Source organism: Haliscomenobacter sp. (assembly GCF_041740695.1).
In the GTDB taxonomy this organism is placed as follows: Bacteria; Bacteroidota; Bacteroidia; order Chitinophagales; family Saprospiraceae; genus Haliscomenobacter.
Genome location: NZ_JBGSLK010000015.1, coordinates 50,543 through 65,338, shown reverse-complemented (window position 1 = coordinate 65,338; position 14,796 = coordinate 50,543). Strand labels below are relative to the sequence as shown.

Here is a 14,796-nt window from a genome sequence, read left to right as displayed (position 1 = left end):
TGCATGGATATTTTTTCAAAAAAACACTTGATATATCAACTAAATAAACTTACCTTTGTCGCCTCAACTTATACTTAATTAACATGTTCATTTCTGATCAGGAATTAAAGGATGTGGTGTTTTTTTCCATGGATCAGTCTATGAGGAGGTTGCGCAATTATTCCAATCAGGCCTTTCATGAAGCGGGATTTGACTTGACCGTCGATCAATGGTTGGTCCTGAAGCGGGTCTATGATGCCCAGGAACAGGTCAGCCAAACCGAGATCGCAGAAATGCTCAGCAAAGACGGGGCTTCGCTAACTCGAATATTGGATATTCTGGTTAAGAAAGAACTCCTATTTCGCAAAATGAATGAGACAGATCGACGGAAATTCGACTTATTGATGACGCCTAAAGGCACTGAATACATTCAGCGATTAATTCCTTTGGTGATTTCGATTCGAGAAAAGGCTTTGAACAATGTGTCAGATGCTGAGATCATTGTATTGCGTACAATTCTTGAAAAAATCAAAACCAATTTAAGGTGATTTTTTTTGGTCATTTAATTGATATATCAATTTTTGATAAAACAATAAAATAATGAAAATGAGACACAACATTTCTTTCACTGTTTTAATTGGCTTGAGCACCTTTCTGTGTTGCGGCCAACAAACAACATCAACCCTTAACACCATGACCAGTACCAATGCAGACAAATTGGATTCGGCCATTGCTGAGGCAGTAGAGGCCTTTATCAAGGCAGGAGATCGGCAGGATATTACCCTGCTCGAATCTGTATTACACCCGGAGTATCGCAGTACGATTAACCAGTTTATGGGCCAGGAGAATGTAACGGTAATCCCCCGCGAAGTTTACCTGAAACTTGTTCAGGATGGAAAAATTGGTGGAAGCCCCCGCAGTTACCAGATTGTCCATGCTGCTTCTTTGGGCCATACGGCCCAGGTCCAGGTACACATGGAAAGTGCACAACTGGTATTCAACAATTTTCTATCTCTGGTTCAGGATACCAAGGGCAAATGGTGGCTCATTAATGATGCGGCTACAGCAAAACCAAAATCATGAACTATTCCTCTCTCTTATTCTGGCTTGCAGCCAACCTGTTTTGGGTTGGCTGTAAAGCACCTCTAAAGCAAGAAACAAGCATGCAAAAGGTTGAAGTAGGAGGTATGGTGGTGCAATGGCACTATCAAGCTGAGCAACTAATCATAGATGCCACTGCTCCGGATATTGGTTGGGTTGGTATAGGTTTCAATGTCACTGACGACATTAGTAAGGCTAGCCTAATCATGGCGGGGGTCGATCGGGGAAAAACTTACCTATCCGAACGTTTTGTAATTGGACCAGGCCAACACCAGACAGTAAAGGCTTTAGGTGGCGCCGAAGTGGTCAAATTGATATTGGCAGAAACAAACGATCAGAGCACCCATATCCGCTTTTCAATCCCTGTAAATGCAGTTGATCGTTTCCATTATTCACTTCTGCCTGGACAAGCAATTTACCTGATCTGTGCTTTTAGCATGGAAGATGATTTGCAACACCACAGCAGAATGCGCCAACATCTTAAAATCAAACTATAAGCAGTAAGTGCAAAATAATGGTTAAACTTGGGTATTTTAGTGGCACTAATCAATACCAAACCATCCATGGAAACAACAACAGCGAGCAAGATAAATCTCCAAGCCCTTTTTGAAAAACAACAGCAATTCGCTCCATCGTTAGCCAACTCCAGCGCTGCCGAGCGCATCGACCGCCTGAATCGCCTCATCCGTTTTATGGACGACGAACAGGAAATGCAAGGGCTAAAAGACGCCCTGTATCAAGATTTCCGGAAGGCTGAAGTAGAGGTGATGTTGTCCGAAATCTCCGTTGTAAAAAGCCATGCCCTACACGCCCGACGCGAGTTGCGCCGTTGGATGCGCCCCCACAAAGTACCTACTCCGCTTACTTTATTGGGTACTACTTCTTACATCGAGTATGAAGCCAAAGGGGTGAGCCTGATCATTTCCCCCTGGAATTACCCATTCAATCTTACTTTTTCCCCGCTGGTTTATGCGATCGCCGCCGGGAATACTGCCATCATCAAACCCTCGGAATTGACGCCTCATACGGCTGCTTTTATGGCGCAAGCCATCAAAAAGCTATTTCCAGAGGAAGAAGTAGCACTGTTGGAAGGGGATGCAAGTTTGGCTACGGCTTTGTTGGAACTGCCCTTTGACCATATCTTTTTTACTGGAAGTCCGCAGATTGGCAAAATTGTGATGGCTGCCGCGGCCAAAAATCTGGCTTCAGTGACCCTGGAATTGGGCGGAAAATCTCCGGCCATTCTGGACGAATCCGCTGCCATTGATACTTTGAGCTACAACCTGGCCTGGGGCAAATGCCTCAACAATGGCCAAACCTGCATCGCGCCTGATTATGCCCTAGTGCACGCCACCCAAATGGATGCCTTTGTAACTGCTTTTGAAAAATCGCTGAAGCGCCTGTATACCGATCCAGCTACCCTGATCAACAATCCTGATTATTGTCGGATTGTCAACCAGCGGCATTACCAGCGTTTGCGGCGCTTGTATGATGATGCCATCAGCAAAGGAGCGGTGGAGTTGCTAGGAGGTACCTGGAACGAGGCCGAACTGTTTGTACCACCGACCTTACTCGGCAACATCAGCGATGACATGTCGATCATGGAGGAAGAAATATTCGGGCCAATTCTGCCCGTTTTGCCCTTTTCGAGCCCCGAGGAGGTCGTCAAAATCATCCGCAAACGGCCAAAACCACTCTCCTTGTACATCGGCGCCCGGAACCGCCGCTTCATCAACTACATCATGGCCAATACTTCGGCGGGTGGTACGGTGATCAATGACTACATGTTGGGTTTTGGCAACCCGAATTTACCCGTTGGTGGGGTGAACAACAGTGGGATTGGTAAATACATGGGCTTTCACGGCTTTGTGGCTTTTTCGAATGAGCGGGCCGTGGTGAAACGGAATTTTGGGACGCTGAGTGTGTTGTTCCCTCCTTATACGCCAAGGGTGAAGGCATTGATGGCATTCGTGCAGAAACGATTGCTGTAGAAAGTGAAAAGTGAAAAGTGAAAAGTGAAAAAAGTGAAAAGTGAAAAGTGAAAAGTGAAAAAAATGCACTTCCTTCTCCAATCCAAACTTTTATGCAAATAAATCGCATAAAACAGTTGAAAAACAACTGGTGTACCTGCTTTTCACTCTTCACTCTTCACTCTTCACTCTTCACTTTATTCCACCAGCAACTTCTCCGTCCAACTCAACTCCGGCAGTTTTACCCTGACCAGATACACCCCTTTTTGCAGATGATCTACCGAAAGTTTGTTTTGGTTGATGCCTTGCACCATTTGAACAGACAAACTTTTGCTGACTTCGCGGCCACTCAGGTCAAATACCTGAATCAGCGCTTGACCAACCTGGGTTGATTCGTATTCCAGGAAAGTTTCTCCCCGGCTTGGGTTGGGATACAAACGGGGTTGCAGCAGGGTAGGTTGCTCGATTGTAGCGATTTCCGCGCTGGTAAACCCAAAAACTTTTACCAATTGGCAGGTGCTTCCTGTACCACAAGGACTGGTCACGGTCAAACAAATGCGCTGCGGGCCATTGGGTAAATTTACGGTATCTACTGACCCGCTGGTAACTAGGCCACTGCCAAAATCCCAGGTGTAGGTAGCACTATCTTGCGCTTGTGCGGTCACAATTATCCGGCTACCACTTTTGCTCACGCTGAAGTTTGCATTGGGTTTGGAACAAGCTCCGCCTTGGGTGAGCAATACCGTTTGGGTTTCACTGCCACACGTGAAGGTGAGGATTTCCTGGCGACTGCCGGGGTCGTCCTTACGAATCACACTTACTTTGGTGCTGCCATTGCCAGTTCCAGTCCGAGGGGAAAGCTCCACCCAACTCTTCGTTGGTTCGCTGCTCCAGGCTTTGGAGGCTTTGATGGTCAGGGTTTGAGGCGCGCCATTGCCGGTAAAGTCCAACACACTGGGCACTACACTCAGGTTGCAAGGTACGGGATCGCAATTGAAACTGATGTGGAAATTGCCCTGCGTCATCGCCATGCGGGCGTCCACCACTACATAATAGGTGCCAGCAGGCAAATCCTCGAGGATAGTGCGGCGATTGCCTCCCGTGCTAGATTCAGGGCTTCTACCCAAACAAAATGGTGCTTCAACGGTATTGATGGTCCGGTTTACATCCGTGCATATTTCTCCTTTAACCAACGTCAAATTTAGATCCTGACCAGGGGTGAGGATGTTCATTTCTACAAACAACTTGGTCGCTTTGTCCAATTTGATTTTGTACACCCGGTCGTTGCCTTCTGAATCGAATACCCCGGTACCACAGGTGTAACGCCACACGTCGTTGCGGCCACCAATGGTGCTTTGATTTTGTAGTTTTTCACCACATTTGACCGAAACAGCTTTGCCGCAGAGGTCGTGGAAGCCACAATCTACGTTCAGGGTAAAGCGACCCCGGTCATAATTTGTTTCGCCGTCAATGACCACTAGGTAGGTTCCCGCCTCCAGTTTAGCGACGATTTTTCTCTCTTTGTGGTTATCCTGTGGAATCCAGGCCTGGGCGATACAATCCTTTTTGTCTACCTTGTAATAAGGGTGTTGAGGATCACAAACATCTCTGATCAAGAACATGTCAAGGTCGATCCAGTTGTCCAGGATTTTCATGTCCAGGCGAACTTCCGTGTATTCGCTGACCTCCAGACGATAGACTTTTTCACCACTGTACAAGTCAGATTCGTAGCCGGAGCAATTGTACAAAGTGAGACGGTTAGGCTCCAGATTATTGTTGGCGCTGATGTTGCTGCCGCAGAAAATCTTGGGAATGTTGATGTCACAAATGGTGCCGTTTGCTGGCGCAGGCTTTACCAGGAAACATTGGCTATCCGTGGTGTTGACATTCAGGCCACCATAAAACTTCAAGCAATAATTTCCAGGATGATTCAATCCCTGAAAAGTACGGGTGAAGGTAAAGGGGGTGATCACCTGTGCACAAGGTCCGGCACTCTGGATCACATTGAAATAGAGATTGAGGTTGTTGCCCGCCGAAACTGTTGCCCCCTGATAGCTCAGGCTGTAACAGGAATTGGGGAAATCTCCTTTTAGCTTAACGGTGAAAGCTTGACCTGCAACGGGTTGCGCCGGGTCAATTTCAATTTCACGAATGGTTTGGGCGCTCAGCCAACTGAGGCTAAACAGGAAGCACGCAAAGGTGAAGAGGGTAAATAGTTTGTTCCGCATCTTATCGAATTTGGTGATTAGTATTGTTGCGGAGGGATGCGCTGCAAATATAGAATATTCTGCCATGCATACCAATGCCGCAAAGGTCTTTAGTTTGACAAAATAAGACGGGTACAAAGAGGAAAGGGTTTGGGGCTAATCTTGTTTTCTAACAATAAATAATTTCTTAGGTGTGTCTTTGGTGTCTTAGGTTTCTTAGGTGGTGAAAAAAAAGAAAAACCTTGCGCAGCAAGGGCTCTTTCACCACCTAAGAAACCTTAGACACCAAAGACACACCTAAGGGCCAGTCGATACTTCGCCTTCAAAAACCAGCTTCGCCGGGCCACACAACCACACATCCGTAAAACCCTGCTTGGTCGCCGTAAAACGGATCGCCATTTCGCCCCCTTTCACTTTGATGGGCACTTCACTCGACCCCAGCGCTCCACCTTTTTTCAAGTGGAAAGCCAGCGCAGCAGCCGTTACCCCTGTGCCACACGCCAGGGTTTCGTCCTCTACACCTCGCTCATACGTAGCAATACTGAGGCCCTGGTCAGTGATTTGGGTAAAATTGACATTGGTGCCTTCCGCCCGAAAACGTTCGTTGTAGCGAATCGCCCGACCCGCTTGCACCACATCAATGTTGCCCACCTCCTCGACAAAAGCGATATAATGAGGTGACCCGGTATTGAGGAAGTAAAAATCACTGCCCTCTTCTACATGTGTCACATCGATCATTTTTAGTTCCACCCATTCAGGATTTTTGATGAGCGCATGATGGGGACCATCTACCGCCAGGAACTGGCAGTTGTTCTCGATGGCACCCAATTGGTGCGCAAAAGCCACTGTACAGCGCCCCCCATTGCCACACATGCTGCCTTCCCGGCCATCGGCATTGAAATAAATCATCTCAAAATCGTAGTCAGGATGGTTTTGCAACAAAATCAACCCATCGGCGCCAATGCCAAAACGACGATTACAAAGTTGTTCTACCAAAGCCTGGTCTTTCCTGGCGATCCACTGCTGATCGCGCTGGTCGATCATAATGAAATCATTTCCAGCTCCCTGGTATTTGTGAAATGGAATGCCTTGCATGTTGCACATTTATTTTTTCTCGTTCCTTTATAAGGTACTATGTTTTGTAAAAGTTGCAAAAGTTGCTAAAATGTTAGATTTTGCGAAGTATAGCCACCTTAATAGTGGGGCAAAAATAAGTGTTCATTTTTTTTAGGCCACAGGATTAGCTAAAAAACTTAAAATGAACCGTTTAATTATCTAATCCTGTGGCAAAATAAACACTTATTTTTTTATCGCCCCTTATAAAATCACCACATGTTGAAAAAATATCTTCCGACTGTACTTGCTTCACTGTGTAGCGCCTTGTTGGCTGTGGCCATTTATCGCTTATTGGAAAAACCCCGTGAAGTCATTGTCCGCGAGCCTGGTGATGCATTGTACCAATCGCGCAGTGTAGCCAGAGATGGCATTACCACAGGTGGTTCCGCCAGAGCACTCTCGGCAGCACCGACCGAATTCACCAAAGCCGCAGGCATTGCCACGCCAGGAGTGGTCAATATTCAAAGCATCAGTTCCGGTGATCGTGGCCTTTCTTTTGACGATCTCTTTGGTCGCGAGCGTCAGCCGCAAAGGGGTGCTTCTGGTTCGGGGGTGATCATTTCCAAAGACGGCTATATCGTAACCAACCACCACGTGGTGGCCGATGGGGATAAAATCAGCGTTTCGTTCAGCAACCATCGGGAACTGAAAGCTACTTTGATTGGCAGCGACCCTTCCACTGATTTGGCGCTGATTAAAGTAGAAGCGGACAACCTACCATTTTTGAGCTTTGGCAATTCCGATTCGGTGCAAGTAGGGGAGTGGGTTCTGGCCGTAGGCAACCCTTTTGACCTGGAATCTACAGTGACCGCGGGCATCGTAAGTGCAAAAGGCCGTAGCATTGATGTGCTGGATGCCCAGGATAAAATCGAATCGTTTATTCAAACCGATGCTGCCGTTAATCCCGGCAACAGCGGGGGCGCTTTGGTCAATACAGAAGGGGAACTCATTGGCATCAATACTGCCATTTTGACCCAATCCGGCCAATACGAAGGCTACTCTTTTGCCGTACCTGCTAACCTGGTACGCAAGGTCATCGGTGACTTAAAAAATTACGGCATTGTACAACGGGGGCTCATTGGCATCCGAATTGAAGACGTCAACAGCGAACTGGCCAAGGACCTGGGACTCAACAACGTCGAAGGGGTACACATTACGGGCGTAACGCCGGGTAGTGGTGCCGCTGATGCTGGCTTGCGCAGAGACGACGTCATCTTGCGGGTAAATGGGGTAAAAACCGCCACCATGCCCGAATTACAGGAGCAAGTAGGCCGTTACTCTCCAGGCAATGTGCTCAAAGTGGAATACGTCCGCAATGGCAAAAAAGCCGTGGCAAAAGTAACCCTCAAAAACCGCAGCAACCGCACCAGTATCGTGAAGGGAGATGATTTGAAGTATTTGCAAAAACTCGGCATGGAAGTCCGCCCTTTGAATGCTCGTGAGCGCAAAATTTCAAAATTGGAAAATGGCATAAAAGTAACCAGCGTATTGCGGGGCAGTACCATTGATCGCACCAACCTCAAGCCCAATTTTATCATCACCGAAGTCAATGGCATTAGCGTTTCGACCGAAATTGATTTGGTGAACGCACTACAAAAGGCAGGAAAAGAAGTGAAATTGAAAGGGGTGTACGAAAACGTAGATGAACCCTATTTTTATGTTTTTCACGCAAAATAATCCATCACACTTAAGAGACCATATGGGTACATGGTGCTCATATGGTCTAATACCATCCAACATGACCCAAAAACTTTACTTAAGCCTTTGTTTCACTTGTTTGCTGAGCAGCATCCAAGCCCAAATTTCCTTGACGCGCAACGATTTTACGGTTTCGAGCAATCGGGTCGATACCATCCTCACCCAGGGGATGCAGCGCGTGGGATTCCAATTGCCGCAAGGTGGGAACAACCAGTTTTGGGATTATTCCAACCTTCAGGATTCTACCGTGTCCCCCGCACGTTTTGTGACCTCAGTATTCGGTCCACAGTTGGCCCCATTTGATTTTCCCAATTCCACTGGTGCCTACATCGCGACATATAGCTTTGGTCCTTTTCGGGTTACCGACAATTATCAGTTTGAGCGTTACGGCGATGATGGGTACTCCATTCAGGGTACCCTTTTTGCGGGAGGGCGATTCCCTTTGCAAAGTTTTACGGGTTTTCCTACCGATTCTGTCGTGTTGTTCCCTAAAGTGGACAATTACACCAGCAACCCACTTTATTACTACAAATTCCCGCTCACGGCTACGAGCAAACATACCTGGAGTTACCGCAACGTGATCAATTTCCAATTGACGGTTGCGCTAGTGGGCTTGAACCGTGCGCCTGGACAAGTGGTCACCAACGAATTCAAACGCGACTCTACCATTGGCTGGGGCACCTTGCGCATGCGCAACCCCAAAGGTGGCAGTGCCCTGGATTTTGCGGTGCTTTTGGTCGAAACGGCTGAATTATCCCGAGATAGTTTTTACCTCTCCGGAACACCCGCCCCGGGCTTGTTGCTCACTGCACTGGACTTAGAGCAAAATGCCTTACGCAGAAGTACTACCTATAGCTTTTACGGCGCCCGTTTTGCCACTGCTATCCTGAGTGCCGCCGTGCGCAATGACACCTTGGCTCGGGTTACCCGTAGCATCAATCCGGTGCGTGGCCTGGTGACGGATTTGCCAGATGTAAAAGAACTATCGGTGCAAACCAAATTGTACCCCAATCCCAGCCTCGGCGAATTCTACCTGGAATTTGACAAAACCGAAGCCGCCGATTGGGACGTCCTGATTTACAACACGCAAGGGCAAATGGTCGGTTTGGAGCGCATCAGTGCGCCAAGTGGCCAGGTCAAACAGCGCATCCAACTCAAGCCAACCCTGAACAATGGCACTTATTTTTACCACTTGTTGGATCAACGTTCTTTGATTCGCAGCAGTGGAAGTTTTTTGTTAGTGAAAAGTGAATAGTGAAAAGTGAATAGCGCAAAGTAAGATGAACCATAGCCTAAATTTAGTGTTTCGCGAAACAGGTATATGGTGGAACGCAAATGCTGTATTACTTTTCACTTTTCACTATTAACTTTTCACTAAAAAAATATTATGAACTACTTCATCCTCTCCTCCCTCTCGGTTATCATGAGTTTGCTGACGGTGTTTCAACCCATGCAGCGCCGGGTAGCCTTGCTTCATCCAATGGAGGCCCCAATGCCGATGTGCCACAGCACTGGCGACGGAATGGCCGCTTTTGTTGATGACCCTAAATTTGTGGCACTGCACCCGGCACCACTGCCACTGGATTATGCCGAAATGGGCAGCAACGTCAGCTTCAAAACACCCGATGGACAAACCGCCACTGGTTACATCATCAAAGCCAAAAAGAAGTCGAACAAGTGGTTGTTTGTGTACCAGGAATGGTGGGGCTTGAACGATTACATCAAGCGCCAATCGGACATTTTTTACACCGACTTGGGTGGCTCAGTCAATGTGATTGCGCTGGACATGTACGATGGTAAAGTTACTGCCGATCCTAAAGAGGCTGGTGCTTTCATGCGCGGCGTGCAGGAAGCTCGCCTGGAAAGCATCGTTAAAGGTGCCATGATGATGGCGGGCAAAAAAGCCAAAGTAGCCAATGTAGGCTGGTGCTTTGGTGGCGGCTGGTCCTTGAAGTCGGCTATCCTGGGAGGCAAACAAACGGTTGGTTCCGTGATGTACTACGGCATGCCCGTGCAGGATGTAGAAAAACTCAAAACCTTGAACACCGATGTGTTGGGCCTTTTTGCAACCGAAGAATACATCTCCAAAAAAGTCATCGAAGACTTTGCTGCCAATATGAAAACGGCGGGTAAAAATTTGACTTACAAAATTTTCCCTGGCGTACATGGCTTCTCCAATCCAAGTAATCCCAAATACGATGAGACGCTGTCGAAAGAGGCCTATGGGATGGCTATTGGGTATTTGAAGCAGAAATTTGGGGTGTAAGAACTCAAAGAGTAAGAACATTACCAAGCGGCATTTTTTTATCACAAAGGGAAAAAAAGAGGGCACAAAGGACACAAAGCGACGCATCGTCAACGTCTAACTTTGTGTCCTTCGTGTCCTCTTTTTTCCCCTTTGTGATAAATATGTGTCGCTTTGGTTTTCAAAACAATCATCTTAGCTCTATAAATATCACATTGGCTTTACCACATAAGTCTTTCCTTTTTCAGTAAGGAAACTCAAAGCCCCATCTTCTAGTGCCTTACTCTTGATTTTTTTCCCATTTTGAGTCACCTGAAAAGCACCTCCACCCGGCAGCAGCCGACACTCCAGACCCGCTTTCGACAAAACCTGCAATTCCTGTACCTTCCCATTCTGCCAGCTAAAATCCAATTGGAAACCGCCACGGGCGCATACCCCTTCCATCCGCCCACTCGCCCAGGCCGTAGGCAAGGCGGGCAGGAGGTGAATCCGCCCTTCGTGGGATTGCACCAGGGCCTCCACCACGCCAGCAGCAACGCCAAAAGACCCGTCCACCTGCATGGGGGTGTAACATTTGGCAAAAAGCTGTGGGTAAGCCTGGTCTTTCAGGTATCCCTTGAAGATTTTTTCCAAACGATTGCCATCGTACAACCTGGCCCAAAGGCACATTTTCCAGGCCCGCGACCAACCGGAAGCTTCGTCGCCACGTTGCTCCAGCACTTTTTTGACAGGTTCTACCAACTGCGGAGTACGCCAGCTCGAAATCACTTTGCCGGGGTAAAGCCCGTACAAATGAGAATAATGGCGGTGGGCTTTTTCCAATTGCCCCCAGTCTTCAGTCCATTCCTGCAAAGCCCCATCTTTGCCAATTTGAGGTGGCGGGAGGCGTTTGCGGGCAGCGGCGACTTGGGCGGCAAATTCGGCATCTACTTGTAAAACTGCGGCTGCTTCCGTGTAGTACCCAAACAGGTCAGCCAAAATTTGCATGTCGATCGAAGAGCCATAACAAATGGTGGTGCCAGGTAAGATCATCCCCGTTACTTCATCGTAATAAGGTTGATTGCCGGGGCTGGCCGGAAAGTTTTCAGGCGAGGTTGAAGGGTTGGTCACCAGCCACTTATGATCCGGCGTTTCCACCAAAAAATCCATAAAAAACTGCACCGAACCTTGTAGCAGTGGATACACCTCCCGCAAATACTCCCGATCCTGGGTGAACAGGTAATGCTCCCACAAGTGGGTACAGAGCCAGGCACCGCCCGTGGTGAAAGTACCCCAAGTGGGGCCGTCCATCGGAGCAGCGACGCGCCAGAGGTCAGTGTTTTGGTGAAAAACCCAGCCTCGGCAGCCGTAGTGTTCGCGGGCTACCTGCGTGCCTTGATCCACCAGTTCTTTGACCATTTGGACGAGCGGCATGACACACTCGCTGAGGTTGCCCGTTTCGACGGGCCAGTAGTTCATTTCGGTGTTGATGTTGGTGGTGTATTTGGAGTCCCAGGCGGGATTCATGTCGTTGTTCCAGATGCCTTGTAGGTTAGCGGGTTGGGTGCCCGGGCGGGAGGAGGCGATCAGGAGGTAGCGCCCAAAATGATAGCAGAGGGCGGCCAGACTGGGATCGGGTGCCGTTTGAATGCTGACCATGCGCTCGTTGGTGGGCAAAAAGGATTGCTGGGTGTTTTCCAGTTGCAGGTTGCTTCTTTGGAAGTATTGCTGGTGGTCTTTGAGGGCGGCGGCCTGGATTTGGGCGTAAGTTTTGCCTTGCAGGTTTTTCCACACCGCTTCTACCTTGGCATGTGGGTCGGCGCTGACGTCGTGGTAATTGACAAAATTGGTGGCGGCGCTAAAGTAGAGGGTAACCGACTGGGCATTTTCTACCCAGAGGTCGGCATCGTCGGTGCGTACGGTGCCACCTTCGGCTACGACTTTGAGTTGGGCTTCGAAGCGGATTTGTCCATCAATCCCGAGGTAATCGGAGGATCGGCCTTTGAGCAGCAGGCCATCCTGGCCATTAGGATCCATCGTGAAATAATCGGTGCCGTAATTGGAATGGGCGGGGTTGCGCACGCCGCGCAGGTTGGCTTTGAAGCTGATCTTTTGGTCGCTGGCCGTAATGCGCAACACCATCACCTGATCGGGGGCCGAAACAAAGGCTTCGCGGCGGTAAGTCACCTCTCCAATCCGGTAGGAAACGCCGCTGATGCCCGTTTGTAAATCCAACCAACGTTTGTACTCGCTCATGGCTCCGTTTTCAGGAAAAAAGAGGTGCAAATTGGCCAGACTCTGGTATTTCTGTTGCTCCACCGGGTAGCCCATCAGGCGACGGCCAAAGAGGTTGTGCGCCTTGAGCATTTTGCCCGCAAAAACGAGTTGCTGGATTTCGGGTAAAACGGCCGCGCCGTTCTTCACTACGGTGGAGTAGGGGCCACCCGTCCAATAGGTTTCTTCGTTGAGCTGGATGCGCTCTTCGCCGTTTTTGCCAAAAACCATCGCTCCAATGCGGCCATTGCCGATGGGCAGGGCTTCTTCCCATTTTTGGGCCGGGGCGGTGTAGTACAGGGTGGTGGCGGGGTTGAATTGATCGGGGTTTTGGGCTATGCTGGGCGTAGCGCATAACAGGAGCAGAAGGTGGATCAGCTTGTGACGCATGGTGTTTTTTGGTTTTGAAGGGCCTTCAAATGATGGGAGTGCATGACAAAATCGGGGCAACGTAAAACATGACGGGTGATGCCGAATTGTAGAGACGCACGGCCGTGCGTCTCTACGGTGCGTTGCCCCGATTTTGTCGTACACTCAAATGATGGTTCTCAAAGCTAAGGAGTTTTGGCGTTAGGAGATATTCTTTTGAGATCTTTGTGAAGTCGAGGATGCCCTTTGTACCTCTTAGGGGCTCAATGAAATAGAGCGAGTGGGTACTCGAAGCCGCTATGCTAGTTTCTACCACCTAACCCTACCCCCGTCTTTTCCCCAAACTCCCCCACACCATGCCCCACAACTCTTCAAACGGAATCACCTCCACCTCGTACCCTTGCGGGTTCATCTGCAACGGATATTGCTCCAACAATTTCAAATAGCGCTCCGCCCGTGGCAACACCGTTTGTGGATGAAAATGCGCTTTGGGAATTTGCAACAACAGCCGAATGAACACATTACAGCGGTAATTTTCATCCTGTTTCAGGTAGCGGCTGCAATACCGCTCGATGGCTTCCATACGGCTGATCACGGCGTCGTGGCGTTTTTGAGCAATGAGGAATAGAATTTGGATAATCAAAATGGGGATGTTCATGCCCCGTTTGTCTTTGGAAAAAATGGGAACTTCGTTGAGAAACTTGTTGAGTCGAAATTTGCGAGACGTTTCCGTTGCGTTGGAATTGAGTTTGCCAATGAACAGCAGGTACTCCAACCAGGCTTCATAAATTTTCCATTTTTCCATGGCCCGTTTGCCTAGGGCCGTGAACAGGGGATGATTGGTGGCGTATTGCCAAACCTGATATGCCTCCGTATAATTGTGGGTGTGTAAGGCCAGGATCAGGCACAACTCGCGGTTTTTGAACCAATTGTAAGCTCCCTCTTTTTCCAGATCCAGTGCTTTTTCCACTACTTCCCGTCCGGCAGGGTAATCTTTGAGCTGAATGAAACAAACCAGTTTTTGGTACAAAAAAGTCAAAAAAGCCGCTTTGGGCACAAATTCAATCGCCTTCAATGCGGCCAAAGCCTCATCGCAAGCTTGCGCCGCCTCTTCGTAATTGACTTCGCCCATCAATGCGGCTACTTTGAGCAAATACACGTGGCGCAAAAAATGGTAAGAACGGTGCTGCTCCTGCAAAGGGGCCAATTGCTCGTAATAGGCCCGTGCTGGAGAGGCTTCAGTTGATGCATTTTGATCAAATAAATGACTGTACACCAAGCGGATGTACAGGTCTTCGGCCAGGTTTTCACTTTGCCAGAGCTGGACGTATTGGCCGTGCAATTCGTCGTAATATTTCAGTTTGCGGGCATCGGGCTGGCGAGTAGAATAATACAGGCGCAGGATTTTGCTGATGTTGACCAGCAATTCGGAAAATTGGTAGTATTGAGCGCGTTTGAAAATTTTGAGCGCCAAATCAACGGCTACCTTGCTCGCTCCCCGATTGAGCAGAATTTTTACGGCGGCCCATTCCTTACAACAACTGATGTAAGCCCGATCCCAGTCGGAATAACCCGCTTGTTTGACGTCGATGAAAAAAATCGCGTTGACCAGGCGGTTTTTGAGCTGGTTTTTGAGTTTGCGGTAGGCGTGATCGCTAGGGGCAGCACTAAAGTAGTACTGGGCCGCTTCTTCATCGGTGCTGAACTCCCGCGAAGCAATTTTTACATAAAGGCTGTTGACCATTGAAACGCGGCCTTGCTCGGCTTGCCCTAGCAATTCAATGGATTTGAGTTTGTTGCGGCTGACCAGATCAACCAAATCCTGAATGATTTCCATAATACCCTCATTGTTGAACGA

General features: G+C 48.6%; 11 protein-coding genes. 7 read left to right on the top strand and 4 right to left on the bottom strand.

The features are described from left to right. Positions 1-83 precede the first annotated feature (83 nt). The 4 genes from ACEW9O_RS02420 (at position 84) to ACEW9O_RS02405 (ending at position 3,071) form a co-directional block, all read left to right on the top strand. Positions 84-527 carry a MarR family winged helix-turn-helix transcriptional regulator gene (locus ACEW9O_RS02420; RefSeq protein ID WP_373548526.1) on the top strand — a complete coding sequence of 148 codons (444 nt, stop codon included), beginning with the start codon at positions 84-86 and terminating at the stop codon, positions 525-527. Between the two features lie 145 nt (positions 528-672). Next, positions 673-1,062 (top strand): nuclear transport factor 2 family protein, encoded by a 390-nt coding sequence (locus tag ACEW9O_RS02415; RefSeq protein ID WP_373548525.1) that lies wholly within the window; start codon positions 673-675, stop codon positions 1,060-1,062. Continuing rightward, positions 1,059-1,577: a DOMON domain-containing protein gene (locus ACEW9O_RS02410; RefSeq protein ID WP_373548524.1), complete on the top strand. Its 519-nt coding sequence runs from the start codon at positions 1,059-1,061 to the stop codon at positions 1,575-1,577. Before ACEW9O_RS02415 ends, ACEW9O_RS02410 begins: the two co-directional genes overlap by 4 nt. A gap of 66 nt (positions 1,578-1,643) precedes the next feature. Then, positions 1,644-3,071 (top strand): aldehyde dehydrogenase family protein, encoded by a 1,428-nt coding sequence (locus tag ACEW9O_RS02405; protein ID WP_373548523.1) that lies wholly within the window; start codon positions 1,644-1,646, stop codon positions 3,069-3,071. A 176-nt stretch (positions 3,072-3,247) separates the two neighbouring features. On the opposite strand, the gene ACEW9O_RS02400 is transcribed toward ACEW9O_RS02405, so the two are convergent. Beyond that, the gene (locus tag ACEW9O_RS02400; protein WP_373548522.1) at positions 3,248-5,278 is read right to left on the bottom strand and encodes a T9SS type A sorting domain-containing protein; all 2,031 of its coding nucleotides are present in this window, start codon (positions 5,276-5,278) and stop codon (positions 3,248-3,250) included. A gap of 276 nt (positions 5,279-5,554) precedes the next feature. Beyond that, entirely contained in the window at positions 5,555-6,352 is a 798-nt protein-coding gene (gene dapF / locus ACEW9O_RS02395; RefSeq protein WP_373548521.1) for a diaminopimelate epimerase, read from the bottom strand. A gap of 237 nt (positions 6,353-6,589) precedes the next feature. Between dapF and ACEW9O_RS02390 the strand changes: the two genes are divergently transcribed. The 3 genes from ACEW9O_RS02390 (at position 6,590) to ACEW9O_RS02380 (ending at position 10,337) form a co-directional block, all read left to right on the top strand. Continuing rightward, on the top strand, positions 6,590-8,050 hold the full coding sequence (locus ACEW9O_RS02390; protein WP_373548520.1) for a trypsin-like peptidase domain-containing protein: 1,461 nt from the start codon (positions 6,590-6,592) through the stop codon (positions 8,048-8,050). Positions 8,051-8,111: 61 nt separating this feature from the next. Further along, complete coding sequence (locus ACEW9O_RS02385) at positions 8,112-9,326, top strand: T9SS type A sorting domain-containing protein (protein ID WP_373548519.1); 1,215 nt, start codon at positions 8,112-8,114, stop codon at positions 9,324-9,326. 132 nt (positions 9,327-9,458) lie between these two features. After that, entirely contained in the window at positions 9,459-10,337 is an 879-nt protein-coding gene (locus tag ACEW9O_RS02380) for a dienelactone hydrolase family protein (RefSeq protein WP_373548518.1), read from the top strand. Positions 10,338-10,526: 189 nt separating this feature from the next. On the opposite strand, the gene ACEW9O_RS02375 is transcribed toward ACEW9O_RS02380, so the two are convergent. Both ACEW9O_RS02375 and ACEW9O_RS02370 read right to left on the bottom strand, forming a co-directional pair. Next, positions 10,527-12,959: a glycoside hydrolase N-terminal domain-containing protein gene (locus ACEW9O_RS02375; RefSeq protein WP_373548517.1), complete on the bottom strand. Its 2,433-nt coding sequence runs from the start codon at positions 12,957-12,959 to the stop codon at positions 10,527-10,529. A 301-nt stretch (positions 12,960-13,260) separates the two neighbouring features. Beyond that, on the bottom strand, positions 13,261-14,775 hold the full coding sequence (locus ACEW9O_RS02370) for a hypothetical protein (protein ID WP_373548516.1): 1,515 nt from the start codon (positions 14,773-14,775) through the stop codon (positions 13,261-13,263). Positions 14,776-14,796: the final 21 nt, after the last annotated feature.

Coding starts and splice junctions, on each gene's coding strand:
- ACEW9O_RS02420 (WP_373548526.1), top strand. CDS start 84: ATGTTCATTTCTGATCAGGAATTAAAGGATGTGGTGTTTTTTTCCATG.
- ACEW9O_RS02415 (WP_373548525.1), top strand. CDS start 673: ATGACCAGTACCAATGCAGACAAATTGGATTCGGCCATTGCTGAGGCA.
- ACEW9O_RS02410 (WP_373548524.1), top strand. CDS start 1,059: ATGAACTATTCCTCTCTCTTATTCTGGCTTGCAGCCAACCTGTTTTGG.
- ACEW9O_RS02405 (WP_373548523.1), top strand. CDS start 1,644: ATGGAAACAACAACAGCGAGCAAGATAAATCTCCAAGCCCTTTTTGAA.
- ACEW9O_RS02400 (WP_373548522.1), bottom strand. CDS start 5,278: ATGCGGAACAAACTATTTACCCTCTTCACCTTTGCGTGCTTCCTGTTT.
- dapF (WP_373548521.1), bottom strand. CDS start 6,352: ATGCAAGGCATTCCATTTCACAAATACCAGGGAGCTGGAAATGATTTC.
- ACEW9O_RS02390 (WP_373548520.1), top strand. CDS start 6,590: ATGTTGAAAAAATATCTTCCGACTGTACTTGCTTCACTGTGTAGCGCC.
- ACEW9O_RS02385 (WP_373548519.1), top strand. CDS start 8,112: ATGACCCAAAAACTTTACTTAAGCCTTTGTTTCACTTGTTTGCTGAGC.
- ACEW9O_RS02380 (WP_373548518.1), top strand. CDS start 9,459: ATGAACTACTTCATCCTCTCCTCCCTCTCGGTTATCATGAGTTTGCTG.
- ACEW9O_RS02375 (WP_373548517.1), bottom strand. CDS start 12,959: ATGCGTCACAAGCTGATCCACCTTCTGCTCCTGTTATGCGCTACGCCC.
- ACEW9O_RS02370 (WP_373548516.1), bottom strand. CDS start 14,775: ATGGAAATCATTCAGGATTTGGTTGATCTGGTCAGCCGCAACAAACTC.